This is a genomic window from Paenibacillus sp. FSL H7-0716 (genome assembly GCF_038002705.1).
Lineage (GTDB): Bacteria > Bacillota > Bacilli > Paenibacillales > Paenibacillaceae > Paenibacillus_AQ > Paenibacillus_AQ odorifer.
In genome coordinates, this window is sequence record NZ_JBBODA010000058.1 from 1 (window position 1) to 21,495 (window position 21,495).

General features: G+C 40.4%; 27 protein-coding genes, 1 pseudogene and 1 riboswitch. Of the genes and pseudogenes, 21 read left to right on the plus strand and 7 right to left on the minus strand.

The window, feature by feature from the left end:
* The 11 genes and pseudogenes from MHH60_RS32105 to MHH60_RS32155 form a co-directional block, all read left to right on the plus strand.
* Nucleotides 1–397: pseudogene (locus tag MHH60_RS32105) on the plus strand (hypothetical protein); the annotation flags it as partial.
* Nucleotides 397–720 carry a hypothetical protein gene (locus tag MHH60_RS32110; RefSeq protein WP_076138591.1) on the plus strand — a complete coding sequence of 108 codons (324 nt, stop codon included), beginning with the start codon at nucleotides 397–399 and terminating at the stop codon, nucleotides 718–720. The pseudogene MHH60_RS32105 and the gene MHH60_RS32110, both read left to right, overlap by 1 nt.
* A complete protein-coding gene (locus MHH60_RS32115; RefSeq protein WP_179088956.1) occupies nucleotides 710–4,678 on the plus strand; it encodes a pyocin knob domain-containing protein in 3,969 nt (1,322 codons plus the stop codon). Before MHH60_RS32110 ends, MHH60_RS32115 begins: the two co-directional genes overlap by 11 nt.
* 35 nt (nucleotides 4,679–4,713) lie before the next feature.
* The gene (locus MHH60_RS32120) at nucleotides 4,714–5,277 is read left to right on the plus strand and encodes a hypothetical protein (protein WP_076138592.1); all 564 of its coding nucleotides are present in this window, start codon (nucleotides 4,714–4,716) and stop codon (nucleotides 5,275–5,277) included.
* A complete protein-coding gene (locus MHH60_RS32125) occupies nucleotides 5,270–5,371 on the plus strand; it encodes a CD1375 family protein (protein WP_254848733.1) in 102 nt (33 codons plus the stop codon). The genes MHH60_RS32120 and MHH60_RS32125 overlap by 8 nt, the downstream gene beginning before the upstream one ends.
* An 83-nt stretch (nucleotides 5,372–5,454) precedes the next feature.
* Nucleotides 5,455–5,913: a phage holin family protein gene (locus MHH60_RS32130; protein ID WP_256715245.1), complete on the plus strand. Its 459-nt coding sequence runs from the start codon at nucleotides 5,455–5,457 to the stop codon at nucleotides 5,911–5,913.
* Nucleotides 5,913–6,818: a M15 family metallopeptidase gene (locus MHH60_RS32135; RefSeq protein WP_076138594.1), complete on the plus strand. Its 906-nt coding sequence runs from the start codon at nucleotides 5,913–5,915 to the stop codon at nucleotides 6,816–6,818. Before MHH60_RS32130 ends, MHH60_RS32135 begins: the two co-directional genes overlap by 1 nt.
* A 3-nt stretch (nucleotides 6,819–6,821) precedes the next feature.
* Nucleotides 6,822–6,974 (plus strand): hypothetical protein, encoded by a 153-nt coding sequence (locus MHH60_RS32140; RefSeq protein WP_179088958.1) that lies wholly within the window; start codon nucleotides 6,822–6,824, stop codon nucleotides 6,972–6,974.
* A gap of 186 nt (nucleotides 6,975–7,160) precedes the next feature.
* A complete protein-coding gene (locus tag MHH60_RS32145; protein WP_076138595.1) occupies nucleotides 7,161–7,778 on the plus strand; it encodes a hypothetical protein in 618 nt (205 codons plus the stop codon).
* An 81-nt stretch (nucleotides 7,779–7,859) separates the two neighbouring features.
* Complete coding sequence (locus MHH60_RS32150) at nucleotides 7,860–8,852, plus strand: hypothetical protein (RefSeq protein WP_076138596.1); 993 nt, start codon at nucleotides 7,860–7,862, stop codon at nucleotides 8,850–8,852.
* 503 nt (nucleotides 8,853–9,355) lie between these two features.
* Nucleotides 9,356–9,574, plus strand: a complete 219-nt coding sequence (locus tag MHH60_RS32155) for a hypothetical protein (protein ID WP_256715246.1) — start codon at nucleotides 9,356–9,358, stop codon at nucleotides 9,572–9,574.
* A gap of 67 nt (nucleotides 9,575–9,641) precedes the next feature.
* On the opposite strand, the gene MHH60_RS32160 is transcribed toward MHH60_RS32155, so the two are convergent.
* A complete protein-coding gene (locus MHH60_RS32160; protein WP_076138598.1) occupies nucleotides 9,642–10,019 on the minus strand; it encodes a DNA-directed RNA polymerase subunit alpha C-terminal domain-containing protein in 378 nt (125 codons plus the stop codon).
* Between the two features lie 474 nt (nucleotides 10,020–10,493).
* On the opposite strand from MHH60_RS32160, the gene MHH60_RS32165 reads away from it, so the two are divergent.
* Nucleotides 10,494–10,781, plus strand: a complete 288-nt coding sequence (locus MHH60_RS32165; protein WP_076138600.1) for a helix-turn-helix domain-containing protein — start codon at nucleotides 10,494–10,496, stop codon at nucleotides 10,779–10,781.
* 13 nt (nucleotides 10,782–10,794) lie between these two features.
* Complete coding sequence (locus MHH60_RS32170) at nucleotides 10,795–10,956, plus strand: YolD-like family protein (protein WP_143766788.1); 162 nt, start codon at nucleotides 10,795–10,797, stop codon at nucleotides 10,954–10,956.
* A gap of 289 nt (nucleotides 10,957–11,245) precedes the next feature.
* Here the strand turns inward: MHH60_RS32170 and MHH60_RS32175 are convergent, their stop codons facing one another.
* The 3 genes from MHH60_RS32175 to MHH60_RS32185 form a co-directional block, all read right to left on the minus strand.
* Complete coding sequence (locus tag MHH60_RS32175; protein ID WP_076138601.1) at nucleotides 11,246–11,581, minus strand: hypothetical protein; 336 nt, start codon at nucleotides 11,579–11,581, stop codon at nucleotides 11,246–11,248.
* A gap of 98 nt (nucleotides 11,582–11,679) precedes the next feature.
* The gene (locus tag MHH60_RS32180; RefSeq protein WP_076138602.1) at nucleotides 11,680–12,285 is read right to left on the minus strand and encodes a hypothetical protein; all 606 of its coding nucleotides are present in this window, start codon (nucleotides 12,283–12,285) and stop codon (nucleotides 11,680–11,682) included.
* Between the two features lie 586 nt (nucleotides 12,286–12,871).
* Entirely contained in the window at nucleotides 12,872–13,093 is a 222-nt protein-coding gene (locus tag MHH60_RS32185; RefSeq protein WP_076138603.1) for a helix-turn-helix domain-containing protein, read from the minus strand.
* Between the two features lie 117 nt (nucleotides 13,094–13,210).
* On the opposite strand from MHH60_RS32185, the gene MHH60_RS32190 reads away from it, so the two are divergent.
* From MHH60_RS32190 to MHH60_RS32210, 5 genes are all read left to right on the plus strand, one after another.
* The gene (locus MHH60_RS32190; RefSeq protein ID WP_256715247.1) at nucleotides 13,211–13,339 is read left to right on the plus strand and encodes a hypothetical protein; all 129 of its coding nucleotides are present in this window, start codon (nucleotides 13,211–13,213) and stop codon (nucleotides 13,337–13,339) included.
* Between the two features lie 101 nt (nucleotides 13,340–13,440).
* Nucleotides 13,441–13,737 (plus strand): hypothetical protein, encoded by a 297-nt coding sequence (locus MHH60_RS32195; protein WP_076138604.1) that lies wholly within the window; start codon nucleotides 13,441–13,443, stop codon nucleotides 13,735–13,737.
* Nucleotides 13,727–13,864: a hypothetical protein gene (locus MHH60_RS32200; RefSeq protein ID WP_179088959.1), complete on the plus strand. Its 138-nt coding sequence runs from the start codon at nucleotides 13,727–13,729 to the stop codon at nucleotides 13,862–13,864. Before MHH60_RS32195 ends, MHH60_RS32200 begins: the two co-directional genes overlap by 11 nt.
* Before the next feature lie 998 nt (nucleotides 13,865–14,862).
* On the plus strand, nucleotides 14,863–15,117 hold the full coding sequence (locus MHH60_RS32205; protein WP_143766770.1) for a hypothetical protein: 255 nt from the start codon (nucleotides 14,863–14,865) through the stop codon (nucleotides 15,115–15,117).
* Nucleotides 15,118–15,212: 95 nt separating this feature from the next.
* Nucleotides 15,213–16,016, plus strand: a complete 804-nt coding sequence (locus MHH60_RS32210) for an undecaprenyl-diphosphate phosphatase (protein WP_076138271.1) — start codon at nucleotides 15,213–15,215, stop codon at nucleotides 16,014–16,016.
* Nucleotides 16,017–16,923: 907 nt separating this feature from the next.
* Here the strand turns inward: MHH60_RS32210 and MHH60_RS32215 are convergent.
* Together MHH60_RS32215 and MHH60_RS32220 are read right to left on the minus strand one after the other, a co-directional pair.
* A complete protein-coding gene (locus MHH60_RS32215; protein ID WP_076138192.1) occupies nucleotides 16,924–17,745 on the minus strand; it encodes an SDR family oxidoreductase in 822 nt (273 codons plus the stop codon).
* A gap of 13 nt (nucleotides 17,746–17,758) precedes the next feature.
* Nucleotides 17,759–18,172 carry a MarR family winged helix-turn-helix transcriptional regulator gene (locus MHH60_RS32220; protein ID WP_036682564.1) on the minus strand — a complete coding sequence of 138 codons (414 nt, stop codon included), beginning with the start codon at nucleotides 18,170–18,172 and terminating at the stop codon, nucleotides 17,759–17,761.
* 211 nt (nucleotides 18,173–18,383) lie between these two features.
* Between MHH60_RS32220 and MHH60_RS32225 the strand changes: the two genes are divergently transcribed.
* Nucleotides 18,384–18,836, plus strand: a complete 453-nt coding sequence (locus MHH60_RS32225) for a hypothetical protein (RefSeq protein WP_076138193.1) — start codon at nucleotides 18,384–18,386, stop codon at nucleotides 18,834–18,836.
* A gap of 89 nt (nucleotides 18,837–18,925) precedes the next feature.
* A complete protein-coding gene (locus MHH60_RS32230; RefSeq protein WP_076138195.1) occupies nucleotides 18,926–19,339 on the plus strand; it encodes an ASCH domain-containing protein in 414 nt (137 codons plus the stop codon).
* Nucleotides 19,340–19,538: 199 nt separating this feature from the next.
* Here MHH60_RS32230 and MHH60_RS32235 read toward each other — a convergent pair whose 3' ends face one another.
* Complete coding sequence (locus tag MHH60_RS32235; RefSeq protein WP_051491249.1) at nucleotides 19,539–19,931, minus strand: hypothetical protein; 393 nt, start codon at nucleotides 19,929–19,931, stop codon at nucleotides 19,539–19,541.
* A gap of 494 nt (nucleotides 19,932–20,425) precedes the next feature.
* Nucleotides 20,426–20,516: riboswitch (cyclic di-GMP riboswitch) on the plus strand.
* A gap of 108 nt (nucleotides 20,517–20,624) precedes the next feature.
* Between MHH60_RS32235 and MHH60_RS32240 the strand changes: the two genes are divergently transcribed.
* The coding region (locus MHH60_RS32240; RefSeq protein ID WP_341161210.1) for a choice-of-anchor A family protein at nucleotides 20,625–21,495 on the plus strand (871 nt) is incomplete at its 3' end.

A 21,495-nucleotide genomic window follows, 5' to 3' on the forward strand; every position in this document is an offset into this window, starting at 1 on the left:
GACCTGGGCGTTGTGGATCTGGGAATGGATGTACTTCCGGAAGACTCAAGAGGGAAGTGATGATGAGCGTAGAGAGGCGATACGCCGGAAGCGCTGGGGCGATAGACCTTTTAAGCTACCTCTATTGCGGGAACTGGGAAATCAGCATGGAAAGCTGAAAAATGTTTCAGAGGACTTTTTAGCAAAAGAGATCCACTTTGAATTTTCCTTAGTTCAACCGTTTAACATGGCAGGTCTGCAGGCTGATTTTGAATACGTGCATCCGGTTCATATTCGTCGAGCAGTATTTAGTTCAGCAGTTCCGACGCAAGTTATTAATATAAAAGGTACTGGCTACTCGCATGGAGTGGACTTCCCGATTTGCGGGTTTGAAGTTCCGTTTGGAGGAGGGGAGTAATGGCAGACGTTATTAAGCAGTTGCTTCTGGAGAAGTTGATTTTGAATTTGAATGGCCACATCGTCAGCGCGCGGGTAAATATAGGAGGCGTTCAGACGACGTATCCTATTTACAAAACAATAGTGTCTGGTATGTCTGTTCGAAAGTACATTTATATAACGGAGACTCAAGCCATCGGCAAACAACTTTTAGGCGCATCCTTGCTGGATGCTGAAGGTAATATACTGGCAGACCAACCCCTTACCGTTACAAAAAACGATAAGGGGTTTTTGATTGCCTTTGAAATAGTTTTGAGATTGGAGGCGAATGTTGGTGGCGTATAACAAGCAGCAATGGAGGGACGAGATTCCCGATCTGACCAAGCCGATTAAGGATGCCTCAGGAAAGCAAAAGACTGATCCACAGACAGGGCGCCCGCTTTATGAATTAGTCCAGGAGGGTACGAGGATTACATCGGCACGCTTGAATCATATTGAGGATGGTATTGAGACCGTCAATGAGCTTGTGGATCAAAATACTGCAGATATTGATACGCATAAAAAAGATGCGGTTAAGCACATAACGGCTGCTGAAAGAGCGGAATGGAAAGCCAAGGAGACACCTGCAAGTGCTCAGACTAAAGCAGATGCTGCTCTATCATCTGCCAAAACCTATGTAGATACTGCACTACTTGCAAAGGCAGATAGATCATCCACTTACAGCAAAACAGAGACTGACCAGCGTATTCAAGCTGTGGTCGGTGCTGCACCGGATGCTCTCGATACACTTAAAGAAATTGGGGACGCACTGAATAATGATCCGAACTTTGCAGCCACGGTCACCAATCAACTCTCAGGCAAAGTGGACAAGGTATCAGGCAAACAACTTTCAACAGAGGATTATTCTTCTGCAGAGAAGGCGAAGTTGGCCGGGCTCACTCCTGGAGCTGGTGCTGCGGGATCGGCTACAGATGCAACGATAGGTAACCGTACAGCTGATCCTTCGATTACTACTCCCTATAGCTTGACGGGCACTATCACTCAGTGGTTTTCCTGGCTTACCAAGTATCTCAAAGCCATTACAGGCAAAGCTAATCCATTCGACACACCTGACATAACACTCTCGCAAACTAAGACCCACGTTGATAACACCGTAGTACACATCACAGCATCAGAACGTACTGCCTGGAATGCTATGCCAGGTACTGCTGACGGTAAATACATTCCAAAAACCGACAGAAATGTGGCTAATGGTGTTACAGCTTTAGATGCGAATAGAATGGTGGTTTCAGATGGTAATGTGTTATCTAGTAGAATATCTGAACGCGTTCTTGGATTTTCATTCTCAAACAGCGTAGCTAATCAAAGAATTGACTTATTTACAACTGGTGCATTGTCAGGCTACATTGAGGTGACTGTGACGGCTAGTTGGAATGCAGTGAACGCAGCTGGTAAAATGACGAAGCGTTTTAATGTGGTTGCTGCTGCTGCTACTACCCTAAACTATCAGAGCACGCAATACCCAGAAGTAACGGGTCTTATCAATCAGCACATATCTATATCTGATATTAGTTGGGACGCCACTAACTCTCGTTGGAAAATAAGTATAGAAGCACGACATGCGCCAGGGGCTGCTATTGCCTTTGCTGTATCTGTAAAGCATGCGAGCCCTACTGCGCCACCAACGTGGAATCTGAGTGCTGTTTACAGCGGCGCAGCACCTACTGCACTACCTGTAGCAGTACAGACAATTCCCGACGACACCGTGCTTCAGTCCGGGCAGGAGTTCCAGAAGTACAAGCTCACTGATAACGCAGGTAAGGTCATCCGCCTAGCTCCTAGTACAGACCTGAACACAGTTAACCGTAACGGTCAGTACGATGGGTACCCTCTTATAAACGCACCGGGTAACAACACAGGTGCTTGGTTCTTTATCGAAGTATTCGCACACTCACAAAACCCTGACTCTATCTTTTTCCAACGAGCAACTACGTTCTCCACTGTCCCTCGCACTTACATTCGAGAGTGCTATAACAGCGTTTGGGGTGAGTGGAGAGAAGAAGAAAACGCTAGCCGCAAGAACGTGGCGAGCGGATACGCTGGGCTGGGTTCGGATGCTAAGTTTATGGATGCTCAGATTCCTCTGTACTTGGCGCGTAAGGCGGTCACGCTTGCTGACGCTACGGACTTGAACACTCTAGGAGAAGGAGAGTACTGCTGCCCTAGTAACGCCAGCGCGGCGACTATGTTAAACCTCCCAGCAGCAGTTGCTGGGCAGTCCTTTTTCCTGAAGGTCACCAAACACGCAGGGTTTAACCAGACATTCACGTCGTACTCACCCGGTGTTAATATGCGTGTGTTCACACGTAACATCTATAACGGGACCATCTCCGAGTGGTACGAGCTAGAGCATTCCGGCAAAAAGAACGCCAACAACGGGTATGCGGGACTAGATAGTAATGGATTTGTAAGTGCGAATAATCTGCCATACGGTGGGGTTGTAAACTTGCTTGGGGATTCCGGTAGATTTTTCGGTATAGATGGAGACCCTAGATCACTTTATGCTACCACTAACTTTGCAAACAACTCCTTTTTCTCTCCATATAACGGTACTAGTGTAGCTAGTGGAGGTAAGTTCTATCACGATAACTCTACTAACGGTGGAGCTTCTGGAGCATTAACGGAAGATGTGTCTAGCCTAACAACTGCTATGGGTCTTGGTAATTTGAGGTACGGCACTGAATTTAACATAGCCTCTTTTACAATGGGTTCTGGGGTAGCTACTGCGGGAGCCCTTGCGGGAACATATTTAATGACTGTGAACAACAACTTTCCTGCTGGCGGGGTCGATAAATTATTTACCGTGTCCTTCTGGATAAGGGTCAAGTCCGGCAAAAATGCCGTCATAACCAAAGAGGCAAGGTTACGAAAAAATGGTGTTGCCTTGTCCGCTAATATTACTTTGACTCCTGCTGATGGATGGGTACACATCGAAAAAACATTACCCTCAGGGAATGGATATAATAATGCCGCACCGAATATTTTCGCAACGTCGGGGGACGTAGTGCAAATTGCTATGCCCGTAGTTATTGCGGGCGGTATTGGTGTTGGCGTCCACACTGCGCCTGTTATGGGTTCTTCGTTAGGTTTCGTCCCTTTGCCAGCGACTTCATACACTGCTGCTGATATTTTATTAAAGTTGCTTACAGTGGATGGGGTAGGTAGTGGGCTGGATGCGGATTTACATGCTGGAAAAAACATGGGGGAAATCGCAAACGGTACCTTAACCTATGCTGGGTTAACTAAAGGTACAGCTCCAGCATTAACGGCAAGTATCGCGGGTGGTGTCATAACATCTCTTATAGCTGGAGATCGAATATCTTTTAAAGCACATGCAGCTACAACAGGTCCGGTTACACTCAATGTAAATGGTCTGGGCGCTAAATCTATCAAAAAGCCAAATGGCAATAACCCGCCTTTGGCTCTTGGTGGTGTCTATACGGTTGTATACGATGGAACGGCTTTTATCTTACAGGGTGAAGGGGGTGAATATGGAACAGCTACAGCAGCGGAAGTCTTGGCGGGAAAAACGATAGGAACAGAAAACGGACTGGTGAACGGGACGATGCCAGACAATCGTTCCGTCGCTAAGGATGCGGCGGGCGCAACATTAAGCGGGTATGATTTGTACCTAAATACACCGGAGGGGTACTACAATACCACTTCCTCTATTCGTGTAAGGGAGGACAACTTAGCCAATCCTAGTAATTGGAGAAGCGACAGAACGATGTTCGGAAAACAGGGGACTATGCCTGTTATAGCTGGGGTTGATGTAGCTTCGGGTGTGGGGAGATGGGGAAACGGTGATCTAGCTGTCTACCCACTGGAAGGTTATAGAAAAGGCGGGATGGGTGCTGGAGAAATAAAAGTGACTGTAGCCCAACTGAATTCTGCTGGACTACCACAAGTTGCCTCCGGCACGATTGAATCTGGTGATCTTGAGACGTACACAAGGGCTGATGGTAGCACAGTTATAGCCGCATCACTAATCGTTTCGGGACTAACCTTCAAGCCCACAGTGATCATTATAAAGAATGGTAATGCATCCAACACAAACAAAGACCATATCGTGTATGACGCTAGAATGGATGCGAACTACAGAATCACAACACTAGGTGGAAGAACATCAACTCCAGACCTTAACATATTCAGGGAGGCATCACCTGTATATGTGAACAGTACGGGTTTTAAACTACCAGTTATAAACGGATACTATCCTTATACATGGATTGCAATACAGTAGACAAACCGCTAGATATTTTATTGGGAGGGATTATGATGGAAATTGGCATGAAAATATACTTTGAAAAAGCAACAGGAAACGTGGTAGTAAATACGGGTGAACAGGTAGGTAGGTTGGTAGTGGAGACAACCGAGGATCAGGACTTTGCAACATATAAGGCACTGGCTGAGCGGGTCCGCGATACCATTGGAGTAGTTAAGCTTAAATACGGTCAGTTTCGGCGAGAGTTCGCTGAGTGCAACGGCTACCGCGTTAATCCAGATACGGAGGATTTGGAGTTTACCTATCCTGGGGAAGTGCCGGCAGATGTGCTAATTAAACGAATCGAAATGGTAGAGGGAGAAAATGCTAAAACGGTTCAGGAACTAGAACAAACCAATAAGAAACTTGTAGAGACCTTGGAAAGACTTGATCAAACCGAAACACAACTGCAAGAAGCACAGCTTGCTCTTACAGAAAATTATGAAGAGTTACAGACTGCCAAACAAGAGGCGGCAGACGCACAATTGGCACTCACAGAGCTTTATGAGCTGGTACTTGCCGGACAACCCGTAGCACCTACAGAACCTGTAGTGGGAGGTGAAGAAGTCAATGCCTAAAGTATATGCAAGCTTGATTCGTAAAGGACTTAAGAAGTTAGAGCAAGTACCGGAGATTATCCGTGAGGATGTCGCAGCAGAGCTAAAAGAATAGATTAAATTGCTAGCGCCACATAGTAGGCGTTTTTATTTTGCCCTCGGATCCCCGGGGGCTATTTATATTGGGGGGGAATTGCATTGACTAAATCTCAAATCGCTGCGTCAACGATAGGTGCAGTACTTGTTCCGACATTTGATTTTTTATATGGGGAGGCGGACGCGGTCGTAACCATCATGGCTGCACTTTTATTTTTTATTATCATGGATTGGTTATCTGGTATTAGAGCCGCCAAAAAGGATAACACATATGCCAGTAAATATGGAATTGATGGAGTCTTTCGTACGTTCTTCATGTTGCTACTACCCGCAGGTGGACATCTGCTTGATATGGTGTTTGGGTTGCCTGGAGCGATATTTGGTGCATTATCTATTGGAACCTTGTACCACGTTTTGCAGAGTATGACAGCAAACTCAATACGGGCAGGTTGGGGGGATTCACTCCCATTGCCAGTCTTGGATGTAGTACTTAAGTGGGTGGGGAGTGAGCTGGATAAGAAGGTTAAACGCGCTGCCAACAGAAAGGGGGACGATGAGTAATGTCTCTCACGCTGGATCAAGTAAAGAGTAAATCATCTACGAGAATGATAGGATTGCACCCGGTAGTAATGGCTGCTGCGACAGTTTTAATTGAGCGCTGTTACACTCGGGGAGTTCCTATCTTGATAACTCAGGGGTTGCGGACAATAGCTGAGCAGAATGGACTACTTGCTCAGGGACGGACGCAAGCAGAGCTTAATGTAGCTGGATTATCGAGCGTTAAGGCACAGCCGGACAAACCAAAGGTCACCAACGCCAAGGGCGGGACCAGTTATCATAACTTTGGACTAGCCATCGACTTCGCATTATTACTACCAGATGGGAAACAGGTATCATGGGATTTAAAACGTGACGGTGATGGTGACAAGGTAGCTGATTGGACGGAGGTAGTTCAGGAGGCTAAAGCTCTTGGTTTTGAATGGGGCGGTGATTTTGTCTCAATTAAGGATGCACCGCATTTTCAAATGACTTTTGGGCTGACAACCTCACAACTACGTGCTGGTGCTAAGCCGTCAGAGATCGCTATGGCAGAAGCATCGGCTGTTATAGATCGACTAAAAGGGGAGGCAGATGAAAATATGAGTAGAATCGCAGAACTGGAAGTACAAGTAAAGGAACTAGCGAAAGTAGTATCTGGATTGACCAATAGCAAAGATGTACTTAAAGAACAGTCTCTTAAGCAGGCTGCAGATATTAAGGAACTGAGGATTATACTGTTGGAATTGACGAATACCAACCCTCCTGTATGGTCCAAGGAGGCTTTACAGGCGTTTGCATGTACGCCGTCAGTCCTCAATGGTAAGCCAGTTATTGATACACCGGGATCAGCAACATATGCTGAGGCGCGGTTTATTACAATCCTTCATCGTCTCGGGTTGGCATCACAACAAAAAGGGGACAAGTAAAGTATGGTCAATCAAAACTTAACGGATGTACTGGCGTTCGCTTCGGTGATCGCCGTTCTTACTACGGTTTTGGCTCAAAACGGAATCGTCGATGTGGATAATGAACACTCGTACCGTGTAGATGAAATAAGCGATTGGAAACCCTCTGCGATGTGAAGTCTTAAGATATACAAGAAATAAATCTATGAAACTTGTATAAATTATTTAATTATTGTAAAGTTATTACATAGAAAATTATGGAGGTGATTAGTATATTTTCCTTATAAGGAATGATTAGAGGGCAGGATTCGCTTCTTCTACCAAAAGTAAGTATATTATTATCATTTATAGGAGGAATATTTTATGAAAAGAATTAAATTATTAACTTCTATTGTTTTATGTGCTTCAATGGTACTTCCATTTTCAGCAAATGCCAGTTCTTTAACTCCTAATGATGAGAACATTCAAATTGAAGGCAAGAAGATAGCAGATGCATATAGCGTTGGAGATAAGCTCTCTGAAGCAGATCTGAAATTCATTCTTGATAATGCTTATTCGGTAGAAAATACCGCTAGTAAAGCTGAATTTTCAGTGGCCTCTGCTGATAGTTGGAGCATTTATGGTATGAAACGGAATAGCAATAATACTGTGGAAGGCGAAGTGGGTGGCAGTGTTACGGTTGATGTTGGATTGATATCAATTAATGTGTATGGAAGTTTGCAGGCTAATAAGGTTCGCGGGTCTGTTGATTCGACAGTAGCTAATTATAGATTTGTAGCCTACGGTCCAATATCAACGGAAGCACCATATGTCGGGAAAGTTGCTGATTGGACTCAAACAGCAAGTGGAACTAGCTCGGCGTCCTTAGGTATTTCAAAACTCACATACGCAAATGTTGTAACTTATATGATGTATCCGGAAGGTATCTTAACTTATTCTGGCGGGACTCTTAATGTAACCGGGACTGCTACGAAACAATAATAACAAAATTCACTACGTAAACAGCTATGCCAGAAAAATAAATTCTGGCATAGCTGCTTTATGTGAAGAAGGATGAGTGCTTTGAGCAGAAAAATTATACTAGCTGTTTTATCCTTGATGTTTATGTTCTCTACATCTGCCTGTGATTCTTTAAATCCCAATAATAAACTCGTAGAAACTCTCAAAGATACTTACTTCGAGGATAATCAAGTATCTGGCTTTATAAGCACACTTACAAACCAAATTGATATTTCATCCACGTACTATACTTTCGAGATTAATCGCTTTTACGGAAATTTAATTCAAATAAATAAAGAAAAACTCAAAATATTAGTGTTAACAAAAATTTCGAGTATGACCCAAGAAAAAAATCTTAGTAGAGCACTTATTGAAGAAAAAGACACGATCTCTCTTGCAAAAGAGTTAGAGATTCAATTAGACGAAGACTTTAAAAAAAATATAATTAATTCTTTGGAAAAGCATCTGAAAGATGAATCAAAGCAAACCCCAAATACAGATCAAACCACGATTAATATTAATCAACAATATAAACTGCAGATTCACTTTAATTTTTTATCTATAATTAATTCAATGAATATGAAAATATCTCCATCTATTAAGGAGCTTATAAAGAGTAATTTAACAATGGTTGAGAGGAGTTTAACACTTTCAGAGCAAAAAAGTATTAAAGCTATTTACTATACCTACTTTGTTAAAAAGTGGTTAAGTATACCTGTAGATGAGCAAACTGTAACTGAAAAATTAGATCTTTTAAGACTCGCCGATCACAGCTATCTTTTTCTTCCGATCAAGGATCAGATGGAATTAAAAATTAATGGTAGCGATAATGGAGATATTTCGTCTACAAGATTAGCAAATGAAATATTGGTAGATCTCTATGGGATTAAGAATTTGAAGAATAAAGAGGGAACGCTAAAATATATTAGTGATTATATTGAAAAAATGAATAATTTGACTTATGAGAGTTCAACTATATATATTAATGATATGTACGAAGTCGTTTATTTATCAGGGGTAATGGGATATCATGAATTTAGAAAACTTAAACGCTGAGACGGAGGAATAAGTTTGGAAATAGTTTGGACTAATTTAATATTAACTGTGATTATTTCGGGGATACTAATATTTTTAATTATTAAAGGCATCAGTTCATTAGTAAAGAGTTATAAATCAAAGAAATAACTTTATAGACGAGTATAGTATGTCATGGTTATATTTGCGAGTCTCTGACTTTAAAAAAAATTATCAAAAATTGTTGACAAAAAAACTGAATTTCAAATCACTTACCCTGCTGCTATGGTGGGGTATTTCTTTGTGATAAGGAAAATTTTCCTTATCAGTGTACATATACATGATGTTCCAAATGAATTAATCATATACTTATGAATAATGAAAACTATCAGTATAGAGAGACTTACTTTTACGTGGGGAATCCAGTAATTCTATGGATCACCATACTTGGCTTGGTGTTGCTGGGATTTGTTTTGTTTTATTTGATTAAGAAATACATAAAGCAGAGAAAATGAGAGACAGGTATTTTATTCATAGGAGTGATCATGTTGAGTAGTGTATACAAGGTCCTAAAGACAGACTCTGAATTCCTTACGGCTGCTTTGTCACAGTCACAGGTAGATATACTTGAACGCCGTGGTGATCTGGCAGGGTGTATAGTTGATTGTGGTGGCTCGATTCAGAAATGGAGTCCTGTTAGTGTTAAAGTTGCTGATTCTTATTATATGAGAAGTGAATTTGAATTTAGGATGGTTTTAGCATAATCGACAGTTAGTAACGACAAATTTAAGTAATAACCCGCCAGTCTTCTACCTGGCGGGTTTCTTGTATTTATATTTCAATGCCTAACTCAATTAATTGGTTCTTAACTAGGGGCATTCTTTTTAATCGTTCAACCTGACCTCGTAAAGGTTGTTCTAAAATCTCTGTTTTCAAAACTAACTCAGGTTTCTGTGAAATAGTTTTCAATAAAATAAACAAAACAATTAAGCCCTTTTCACCAAAGTTTCGAGACTTAACTAAATCCGCTGGAGAAGTATTTACAACATCATCAATTGTCATATAGTTATTTTCTTGAAGTGAGTTGAGAATTCTGGAGATACTTTTGCTAGATGGCTCTGGGGCAGCGATTCGTAAGAAATGAATAGGAAATGGGTAGAAAACTTTAGGAACGGGGAATAAAAACTTCAATGTTGCATTTTGCTTCATCTCAATCCTCCTGATGTGTAATTATGTGACACTTAAACACGTATATATAGATTAAAACTTTAAGTTTAGATTTAAATCAGATATTAGGTCGGAAAATATTACAAATTTGTACATACGGGAAGAATGTCTGATAGGTTCAAGCAGATAGTAGATTACCGTAAGTTTAGTATTACGCAAGGTTCGGTCGACCTTAAGAGATCGATGGATATTTTTTTACATTGATTTACGAACGCATGTTTGGTTATAATACAAACAAACGTTCTTATTTTTGGGAGGTTATCAACATGCAAATGCAGATTGGTCAAACCGTTGAAATTGTTTACTTAGATAAAGTCGGCAAGATTACTCAGCGTAAGATCGAGGTCCATAGTATTTGTGACGGTCGTATCAGGGCTACATGCTTGACCGCCAACTCGCCCCGAGTATTCCTAGAATCCAGTATCCTGTCATGGCACCCCATACAGGAGAGACGCTATGCTTAGCGATACGGCCCGCAAGCTGCTGATGATTATGCGGCATTGCTCGGTGCATCATGGATACATGCCTACGCTAGAGGTGCTGGAGACAAAGAGTGGGCGAAAACCAGAAAAGATCCAGGTCGGGCTTCAGGAATTGGCAGAGGATAACTACATTCTGTGGGAGTTTGGGAGACCACCAGAGAGTGTAGTTGTAATTGAGGGATGGGAACGAACTGAGGAGCGATCTACATCAGTTACATGGGGCGTTGATGGTGGCCATATAGATTATTGGACAAATTACTAGGAGGATAGGCATCATGGTAAAGAAATTAGGGAGTATATTTGATTGCAGTAGAATGATGCTGCCAGAGCACAAACAGAGAATTATTACTGATGAGCGTATGCAGAGTCTGCGTAGTAAACCAGTGCTGGATGTACAAGAGTGGGAGCTGATTGATCATGTCCTTACTTATTCCTAGCGATATAATGAGCAGGAAACAATAACGCTCTTTGACCCAAGGCATGACATTGAGATCAGAGGCATTGTGCTAGCTGTTGATCGACAACTACGACAGATCAAGTTCCAGATGGAGCATGATTGCGATTTGATAAAGATAGACAATGTAATTCAGGTCATTTCATAAAAAATGCCCGCCGGATTTATTCTGACGGGGTTTTACCTTATGTAAATATGATGAGATCCAATATTTTTTGAGGGGATTACTTTTTCAGGAGGTCGTCTAAGCTACCTCCCTTTTCAAATAGAAACTACTCTACCCAAACCATAAATAATGTTTTTCCGTCAATTAGTTGCTCATCTGCGAAGATATTAGAAAACCGTTGATTTTCTCTATTTTCTCTTACTAAGTGAAAAACTAAAGAAAAGGCTAGTTTAGGATCTCCTGTCATGTAGCCATCAAATTCGGTTCCGATCTTATTATAAGCATCACCGTTATAAACCCAATGTTCTGCTTCTCTTAAGGTGTCAAATGTAATCATTTCTTTAAACCAATTAATTTTTGAAAGATCAACTTCTTTAGATTCATCGTGAGTGGTATCTTTCAAAAAAAAATACTCCGAATGAGTATTTTGCTTATCGCCCATTTTGATCCCCTTTCTATAGGAATTTATTATAGTATACTCCAAAGAGTTTATATAAAACAAAAGAGAGGCTTCTCCTCTCTTTTGTTTTATATATTTATTTATGGAACTATGCAAGAAACAGTGACTAATGCACCAGCTTTAGGGCTATCGAGGTTGAATGTAATACTTAGAGTGTCACCAGATTCAAGATATGCGTTCCCCCCGCCTGAGATATTGTATCTTGAAAGGCTTCCGTGAAAAAGATAATTCGAAGGTTGATTGTGAGGTGCATAAATACTTGCTCCAGGAATACTTACTGGAAACCCTGAACCAGCTAGAGTAACTGTTCCACTCAGTGCAGAGACTTTAACTGTTGGTCCAAATGCTAAAATTCCCGCTGGTAAAAGTTGTAACCCCCAGGATAGTGTTTTATTAAATGAATACTGTGAAGTGAATTGAGTGAGACCATAAGTACCCCAGGTGCTTGCACCACAAGATTTTATATCATTTGCGTTGAAATTTTGAATTTGAAACGAATCATTTTCTGTATTGGCATTGTCTGTCTTATCATTGAAATTTTCCAAATGAGCGTCCGTCTTAATATTCAAAATTTCTAAATGAGTACCAGTTTGTTCAATTGATTCTGCTGAAGCTGAGAATCCAAATGAAGAGAAAATAATTGCAATCGTCAAAAATAGAGAAAAAGTGTGCTTCAAAATTCGCATAATAACCTCCAGTAATTTGGTTTTTATTTCCTTGTTATGGGATAATTAGAACACAATTAATTCTATTAATCAACAAATTTAGATATAAATAGGACTTTGATAATAAGAATTTAAATTTAAGGACTTTATAACTATAAACGTAAATAAATGGGGATTATGTGTTCTTTTTTTGGTATATTCTAAGGGTTACACAAGGGGAGAACTTAGGCTTTATATTTGGATAGCTATATAGAAAAGAGTAGAAAACTATATTAACAATGAGAGTCAGTACCAAATTAACAATGTTTGAGTCTCGCCCTTGCTTCCGCGAGCTCGAACGGGCAACCGATGAGCTCAAGAACAAGTATGATGATGCATTGATCTGCAGGGCAGCATTCTTTTCAGATGCCGGATTGCTCAAGGATCGGTCGGTAAGATCGGAGTACACTAAAAAAATGCCCTGCGGATCGTAATGATCTGCAGGGCATCTTTTTTTACTATTAATACTTGAAAGGAACTTGAGTTTTACTGGAAGATAATATCAATAATTTGTTGTATTTAGGGTTGAATTGTTTTCCTTTACTTCTCTCGGTTACCCGATTACTTTTTATTCGGTGTCCTCCTCATCCTTTGTATATTCAATTAATTCTGAGATATGGGTTAGATTAAAAAATTTCAAAAGAGTTTCCAAATGCCCCGGAGGCCAATGCTTTGCAGTGTTCTTCTCCATATCGCTTAATGTGTTCCATCGAATACTTGTGGCTTCACTTAATTGGCGTACACTCAGCTTTTCCGCTTCTCTTAATTCTTGAATTTTTAATCTCAACATACCTTCTCACCTCACCATAACTATACAATAGCTTGCAGATAAGCTCAACGTTTTTAGTTGATATTCAACGATATTCGTTGTATAATTATAAGTGTAGAGGGGAGGTGAACAGAGCTTATGAAAGATTGGGCAAACTTAGCAGTCTCCATTGTGAATTTGGCAACAGCACTAGTCCTACTGAGGAAAGCGACAAAGGAGACAAAAGAAAAAGGAACCAAACGCCGCCGGGCAGGCAAACGTAAATAGGTTCCCGGAGAGCAGGGGTTGCGCCCCCTGCTCTCCGCCCAATCATAACATAAACGGTTTGAACGATACAATCAGCCGGCGGGCATACGCGGAGGGGTACGATGAATAAGAGCGAGACAGAAAAAGCGGTAAAGTCAGCCAATGGGCTGAAGGTGGCATACCCATTAGATGAGATTGAGCAGCTATTTGAGCAATACGAAGAAGCGGCCGATGCTCTGCAGGAAAAGATCGACCGCTTGGAAGGCATGGAGGAATTAGGAGAAATGCTTCAGGAACGACTTGATAAATACAACGAGCGAATGGAGGCGCTGGAACGTGCAAAAGAGGCTCTGGAAAGCTTACGGGATACATTCTCAGAGTTTGAAGAAGCTTTAGGGGATTTAGAGAATGCAGTATAATATGGGGCTATTCCCCGTCAACATGAAGGAGGAAGTGAAAATGCTGAATACAATCACCTATATCATTATTGGTGCCGCACTAGTCGTCTCTGTGGTTGCACTAATTAAAGCACGCGGTCGGCGCTAATGTCGCCCGCATCCGCCTTGTTGATCTGCAGCTTGTTCTTACAAGGGACGGACTGGTACAAGACCAATCATTTTCTTCTAACATTTCTTCTAACCAAACTTCTAACGGCTACTAAATATCTACAAACCCTTATAAGTATCTAAACAGCATTTCTCGTATATAATTCAGTCTTGCAAACCCTTATACTACCTTATAAATACTTGCTTGGTCGCACTCGTAATGCGTAGGCCGGGGGTTCAATTCCCTTCACCAGCATATCTAAGAATGGCGCAATGGCGCGGTTTTCCGGGATTCCGGGACCGTGCCATTTGTCTTGAAATTACCTGTCTTCTACCATTCTTCTACCTTTACTCAAGTAAAGTGAGGTCTTCGGTTGTGATTAACAACCTCTTTCCGGGTTCTGAGAATCGATTCCCAAATTCCTCGAAGCACATGAGAATATATGTCCAGAGTGATATTTATTGATGAATGGCCCTAATGAAAACGGTATGACTAGTGGTCACTGTCGAGCAGATGGAAGGCGTGTCGCAAGCTGACAGCAATCAGAATGAAGGATGTGGAGGAGGAGCAGCATAAGCTGCTTTTCTCTTGCGGGGGCAGATCGGTTAGATGGTAATTACTATAAAAATAAAAAAGACACCATAAGGTGTCTTAGTACAGATACTTTTCGCTCGAATTTCACGAGCTCGTCAGTGAACTGAGTTCATAAGCAAGACTGGCTACGGCTAACAGATGAAGAGATAAAGTAATATCAATGTTAAAATGTGCGGTAATATTAATTTTCATAGATAACCACGCTCCTAAAGTATAAATACACATAAAGAAAACTTTATAAAGCGCTTGGCCTGCCATCATCAGTGCCAGGTAGCCATCCTGTACAGACGCCTTAGCGTTTCGACAATAATATTATACTTAACATTTTGTGTTTTGCAAACCAAAGACCCCCATATCCTTGGTCGGGGTGGCGGTTCTGTGTGGTTTCTCAGCGCTTTGGAATCATGATGGTGATTGAGGCTCCACGCACGCGGCCGCAGAATGATCAGATGGAAGTTACGTTTCGGTATTCATATCTGCTGCATGCTCCGAAATTGATTATCCAAAATAACGGGCAGCAAGTTCAGAAGATTAACGGATTTTTTATTGATCAAGGTTTAATGTTTGATTCTGTTGTTATGCTAACGGGAAATGGTAGTTTAATAAAGGAGTTACTTAAGACTGGAATAATGAGCAATGTGACAATTATGTCATTCTGAATTGAATATTGTTAGGTTAATCGATGGGGAAGTTTACGTGTCTCCCTTATACTGGAAATTAAATGATTTTATTTCCGAAAGGGGACAATCCAATGATGACTGACGTAATTAAGGCAATAATACTTGGCATAATAGAGGGCTTAACTGAATTTTTACCAGTATCATCTACTGGACATCTTATTTTAGCAGGCGATTTGCTTAGCTTTGAGGGTGATGCTGCAATAACTTTTAAAATTGTTATTCAGTTGGGTGCAGTGATGGCAGTTCTAATTCTTTATTGGAAAAGGTATTTGGAGATTGGGGTTAATATGATTAGAATGGATTTTTCCAAAAGCAAAGGATTAAATGTCATTCATATGATTTTGGCTATGTTACCAGCATTAATCCTATATCTTCTCTTCAAGGACACAATAAAAAGCCAATTATTTGGCCCAACCCCTGTTTTGATCGGTCTAGTTGTTGGTGGTGTGTTGATGATCATTGCAGCGCGGAATAGGCGGACTGAAACCGCGGGTACTATCGATGGGATTAATTATAAACAGGCTTTCGGAATTGGTCTGTTCCAATGCTTGGCGTTATGGCCGGGATTTTCAAGATCAGGTTCGACGATTTCAGGTGGCCTGTTGCTTGGCACTAGCCAAAAAGCCGCTGCAGATTTTACATTCCTTATTTCCGTGCCAGTTATGTTTGGTGCAAGCTTGTTGGATTTGTACGATAGTCGTGATTTGCTGAGTTCTGACGATTTGCTTCTAATGTTAATTGGCTTTGCGACATCCTTTCTTGTGGCAATGATTGCAGTAGTGACGTTCATCAAACTGATTAAGCGACTTCGATTGGAGTGGTTTGCTCTATACCGGTTTGTTTTAGCAGCTCTCTTCTATTTAATTGTCATACAGTAATTGGATTAGTCAATATGAACATCATGGGAAAGAAGCTTTTAAAAAGGGCTATACATCATATCCTGCACAGATTAAACTAGAGGCTCAAAACAAGGGGAAATCACCAAACAAGACAAAGCTCATGTAATCTATGAACTAAGGAATGAATTTTCGGTGAAAGCACTTCTACAGCTAGCCGTTATCCCTCGTTTGTTTCTTCTACCATCAGTTTAAGGTGGGGCTTTTGCTTACCAAGTATTATAGTTCGACTGATACTTAACTTGTTTATTCTCATAGCTCTCATTGGGGTAATCACGTCTGACAGACTGCAAGTAGCCTGAAATTGCAAATGCTGCAATAAGCCCTCCTATAATTCCTGTGATTAAGCTGAATGTTGAAAATCCGAATGTGGCAACTACTCCAATGGAAGACAATGCTATAAGCGATAGACTGAATATTTTCATCTTTATACACACTTCCATTTTGTATATGTAGTAATTTGAAAATTAAGATTGATACGTTACTATATTTGATCGGTTTCGATAAAAAAATAATATTTCAGCAAATCTTTAGACGGGCTTCATACTTATTTAAGCTAAGAGGATTATAGTAAATACATAACCCCCTTATAAAATAGATCTAGACCCTGCCGGAAGTTGGTGGGGTCACTTTTTTGCACAGAGTAAATTTATAAATATGGATTTCTCCTTAAATCTACTATAAAGAAGCGCCGCCCCTTTTGGAGACGCCGCTTCTTTATAGTAGATTCTATTCTTTTTGCTCAATTCTTGATTTTGGTGATTTTTTTGGCGGTAACTTGTGCAGGGAATGAATCATCACTTACTTCAAAAAACACTTTAATCTCATCGCCTTTTTTATATTTAGAAGGTGCAACTTTCCTGATGGTTTAGCCCAAAAACCTCCATGATTAAACTAATTCGTACTTATAGTCATGTGCAAATTCTTTGAATGTAATGGGTCTTTTACCAAGTAATATTTCTAAATCAGGCGTGGTTTTTTTGGCTAATCCAATTTTTGCTGTGAAGTAAATTCCAATCATAACAGTAACAAATTCTTTTTGGATTCCTTTTGTTAACATTTTATCTCTAAACTGAAGAACGGATGGATTAACATATTTGATTGTTTCTCCTAGCTCTTCAGATAAAATTTCAGCTACTTCATAGTAATCTAGCGCTTCAGTCCCCGTTAACGAGTAACCTTTATTTTCATGACCATTCTCAGTTAGGACTCTAGCTGTTACAGTACCGATATCACGAACATCGATAAAGCTAGTCTTGCCTTTTCCTGCGGGTACATAGATCTCCTTTTCTTTACGTAGCTCTTCCCCATGTTGAGCAATTAAGTTTTGCATGAAGAAACTTGGGCGTAAAAAAGTATATGGAATTCCTGATTTTTTAATGATTTTTTCTATTTTATGGTGTGGAACAATTGGGTTTTTCTCTACGCCCAATAGGGATAGAAACACAATGTGTTCAACTCCGACTTCCTTTGCGATATCTATGAGAGGTTGGAAATATTTTTTTGCGTCAGCTATATGAGGAGGGCGCAGTAAAAATAATTTTTTCACTCCTGTTAACGCTGGACGAAAAGAATCAGCATTTTCAAAATCTAAATAAACATACTCACTGTCCTTTCGATGGGAGGCAATTTTAAAAGGTGTTTCACTTTTCCTTAGTTCGTTAACCACTTCACGTCCTACATTACCGGTTGCCCCTGTGATTAGAATCATAAGTTTCACTTCCCTAACTAATATTTAAATAGATCGTTTTAAGCACGTTCATAAACGTGGACATTTCTTGTTCAGAAATATTTTTAAGTGCGTTATCCATGATTTCGTCACTAAGAACTTCTATTTGACTCTTAATTATCATTCCCGAATCTGTAATGAATACAAGATTTGATCGTTTATCATTTGGATTATCTCTAATGTCCAGAAGCCCTTTTGCTTTAAGTCGCTCGAGTATACCCGTTATTGTAGGGCGATCCGAGTAAGTTCGCTCTGCAATCATAGCTGGAGTTGTTCCTTCTAAATGAATAGATATATCTTTTAATACGGCCCATTGAGGAGCTGTTACATTATAAAGTAAAAGTTTTTTTGTTAAGCTTTTTTTCATTTCAAGACTTACTCTTATTAATAACTGTCCTGGGTTGTCCATAAATTAATTCCCCTCTTTACATAGTTTGTACACTAACTATTTGATTAGTATACAAACTATATTCTCCTTTATCAATTTTAATTATTTTATTTGTTTAAATTGGGGGGAGTTACAGGTGAATGTCTATAATATTGATATTTAGAACTTTTGTTTGTATATAATAAAAATGAATGTTCTTATAGCATACATTAAGTTTTGGGAGGGGAATATTATGATAAAATATGGATTTCAGTTTTCGTTGAAAGGCCTTTTATTATACACTTTACAGCTACTTCCTAATATAATCTGGATGTTAGTGCCTCCTGCAAATAATGTGCTTACTGGAAACAGTTCCACCCATAAAACATTGAATATTATAGAAGGATTGTTTGGAGTGTTGACGGTTATTCTTATGGTTGTTCTGATAAACAAAGGCGAAGGAAGTAACAGCAACCTTTACATTGGACTAGCAGTTTTGTTTTTGGCAGCCTATTATATTTCTTGGATGCTCTATTATAATGGGGTGGTTGCTCCGTGGTTACTGATACTAGGAATTGCAAGCATGCCGCCTTTGTATTTCTTTTTCGTTGGACTTTGGATGAAAAACTATCTCCTCCTCGTTCCATGTGCTATTTTTGGAATTACCCATATTTTGATTACTAGCATGAATTTTTTGAGACCATAAATTATACTTATGAATTACTGTGACCATACTCTGAATATGCAAGCCTAAGGTGATCGTTTCAGGGTCATTCGTAGGAGAGGATAATTATCATGCGGTGTATAACAATACGGCAGCCTTGGGCGACCTTAATTGCTCTTGGTGAAAAAGAGTTTGAAACTCGTTCATGGAGAACAGCCTACCGCGGCGAGTTAGGCATTCATGCCGGGATGCGGATCGACAAAAAGATTTGTGAACAGGAACCGTACAAATCAGTATTGGCGAGACATGGCTATACAGCGAATAATTTGCCGACAGGAGCTATTATTGCTACAGGTCAGCTCGCGGGATGTTATGTGGTTACTCCAGAGGTGGATTTAAGGGAATGGATCAATGGGAACGAATATGATTTTGGCGACTATAGCGAAGGACGGTTTGCTTGGAAGCTTGAAGGGGTTCATCCATTAAGCCATCCAATTCCAGCTAAAGGTCGGCTAAGCTTGTGGGAGCACTCTAATCACTTCTGAACGGCGAACAATATTTTTAATGTAATTTTTATGTGCCTATCAGCTTTTTTTCAGGTTCGAGGTATATATTAGAGACACCAAACACCCCCCAGTGTTTTGTGGTATATCTCTCTCAGGTCTTGCCAACTCCCATGGTAAGGCCTATTTTTTTGTTCACTAATTGATTGGGGGGAGAGAGCGCAGCGGCTTCTATACAGCTTTACTTAATCTGGTACTGTTCTTCGTAACTCTTAAAAGATGAAATATCCAGCCCTAGGTATCTGCGCATATGGATGGCAGCCTGAGCCGCAACAATGTCATTCAACAGCAGCATTCGTTCGTGATAGCCACGACATATATACTTGGCTTCAATTCCCGTATTAAGTCTGTTTTGCTCATACACCTTGATTCCCCGTCTTCTCATTTCTGCACGAACATCCCTTAGATCTGTTGTAGCTACTGCAGCAGCTGTTCCAAGCACCTCCAGATAAGGGGCGGGTGTTCGTAAGTGTGTAGATAAAATGGCGGAGTCCCGTTCGAAAGCTGATAAAATCATCGGAAGCAATAAATAAGATTTCACCAGCATGTTGTCCCTGCTTTCTGCTCTATGCATGAATCTCATCACCTCTAATAGGAACGTATATTCGTATTCTACCCCGATATTCCAAAAATAATCAATGGTATTTCTAAACAGCTTATCCAATGTGATTAAATTCACAACTAAATAACGAAGAATAAATTATATTAAAATTGTAATAATAAAAATTAATGCATCGGACACACATAAAGGAGAATTATGATGGAAAAAGAGGGCAGCCTCCAGCGTGGATTGTTTTTTGGTTTAATTCTGAGTGTTCCCTTATGGATATCCATATTGGGCTACATACAGTTACTTTAAAATTTAATGAAAAACCTTATGCGAAGCGCCTTTAGGCGCTTTTTTTGTGTGGTACTAATGCGGGGAATTATCGAAAGGAATTGATTGACAATTGTGGGTGTCGGGAGCTAAACTGTTATTAATTCAAAAGTATTAAAAGTCATAGACTGTTATTGGATTGAATGCTTCAGCTACCAGTTCTGGACTTGCAGTGTAATACATATATATAGTCATGATAATAGCAAACCGTCTGAAAGGGCGGGACGCAAAGTCCAGGAGTCTAAAGTGTCTTAAAGGCACAATGACCGTCCGACTGCCATGAGAAGGGAATTTCACTTCTTTTTGGCGGTCTTTTTTGTTGTTAGGTCCTTTAGAGTTTCTGGTAATTATTCTGATTAATATAAATCATAGTTTTAGGAGGTGTGCCATTTGAAAAGAAGAATAAAACCGTTACTCTCGCTTGTATTAGCTGGGATTTTGACGGTAGGTAGTGGGCTTTCCTCATTGGGAGCTGGAGTTGCTGGAGCTAGTAGTTCTTCTACATTGGGAATTGCAGCGGTCTACAACGTGTTTATTCTAGGGGATATAACAACAGTTTCGGATACGGAAGGAAGGTTTGCTGCTGGAGGTAACGTTAACTTAACCAACTATAGTGTTGGAGATAGGTTGACCGCTGCAGAGGTTTCCCTGACTGACACACTTGTTGTTGGAGGGAATCTTACTTTCAACGGAGGTACTGTTTATGGGAATATCGTGTACGGGGGAGATTTTTCAGGGAATGTAACGCTCCTCAAGGGTGGTACAAAAAGACAGGGGAGTACGATTGACTTTTCAGCCGTAGGTCAGTCTTTGAAGGACAAATCAGCAGAACTTGCAGCATTGCCGGCGAATGGAACAACAGTGTACCAATATGGCAGCCTTACCCTGACAGGTACAGATCCTGCGGTCAATGTTTTTAATGTTCCAGGAGATAACGTCTCTAATACCTACGGAATTACAATAAATGTTCCTTCAGGATCTACTACAATTATTAATATTGATGGTTCTAACGTAAAAATGAAAAACTTCGGATTTCTACCTAATAACGTGTTGAACAGCAAGAAAATTTTGCTTAACTTTAGCCAAGCTGCGTATCTTGATATGGCAGGCATAGGTGTAATGGGAAGCATACTTGCCCCCTATGCTCATGTTGATTTTATTAATGGTCAGATTAACGGTACTTTAGTGGCGGCTTCACTCAAAGGTACTGGTGGTGGTGAATTTCACCACTATCCATACGATGGTGATGAACCTGGACCAA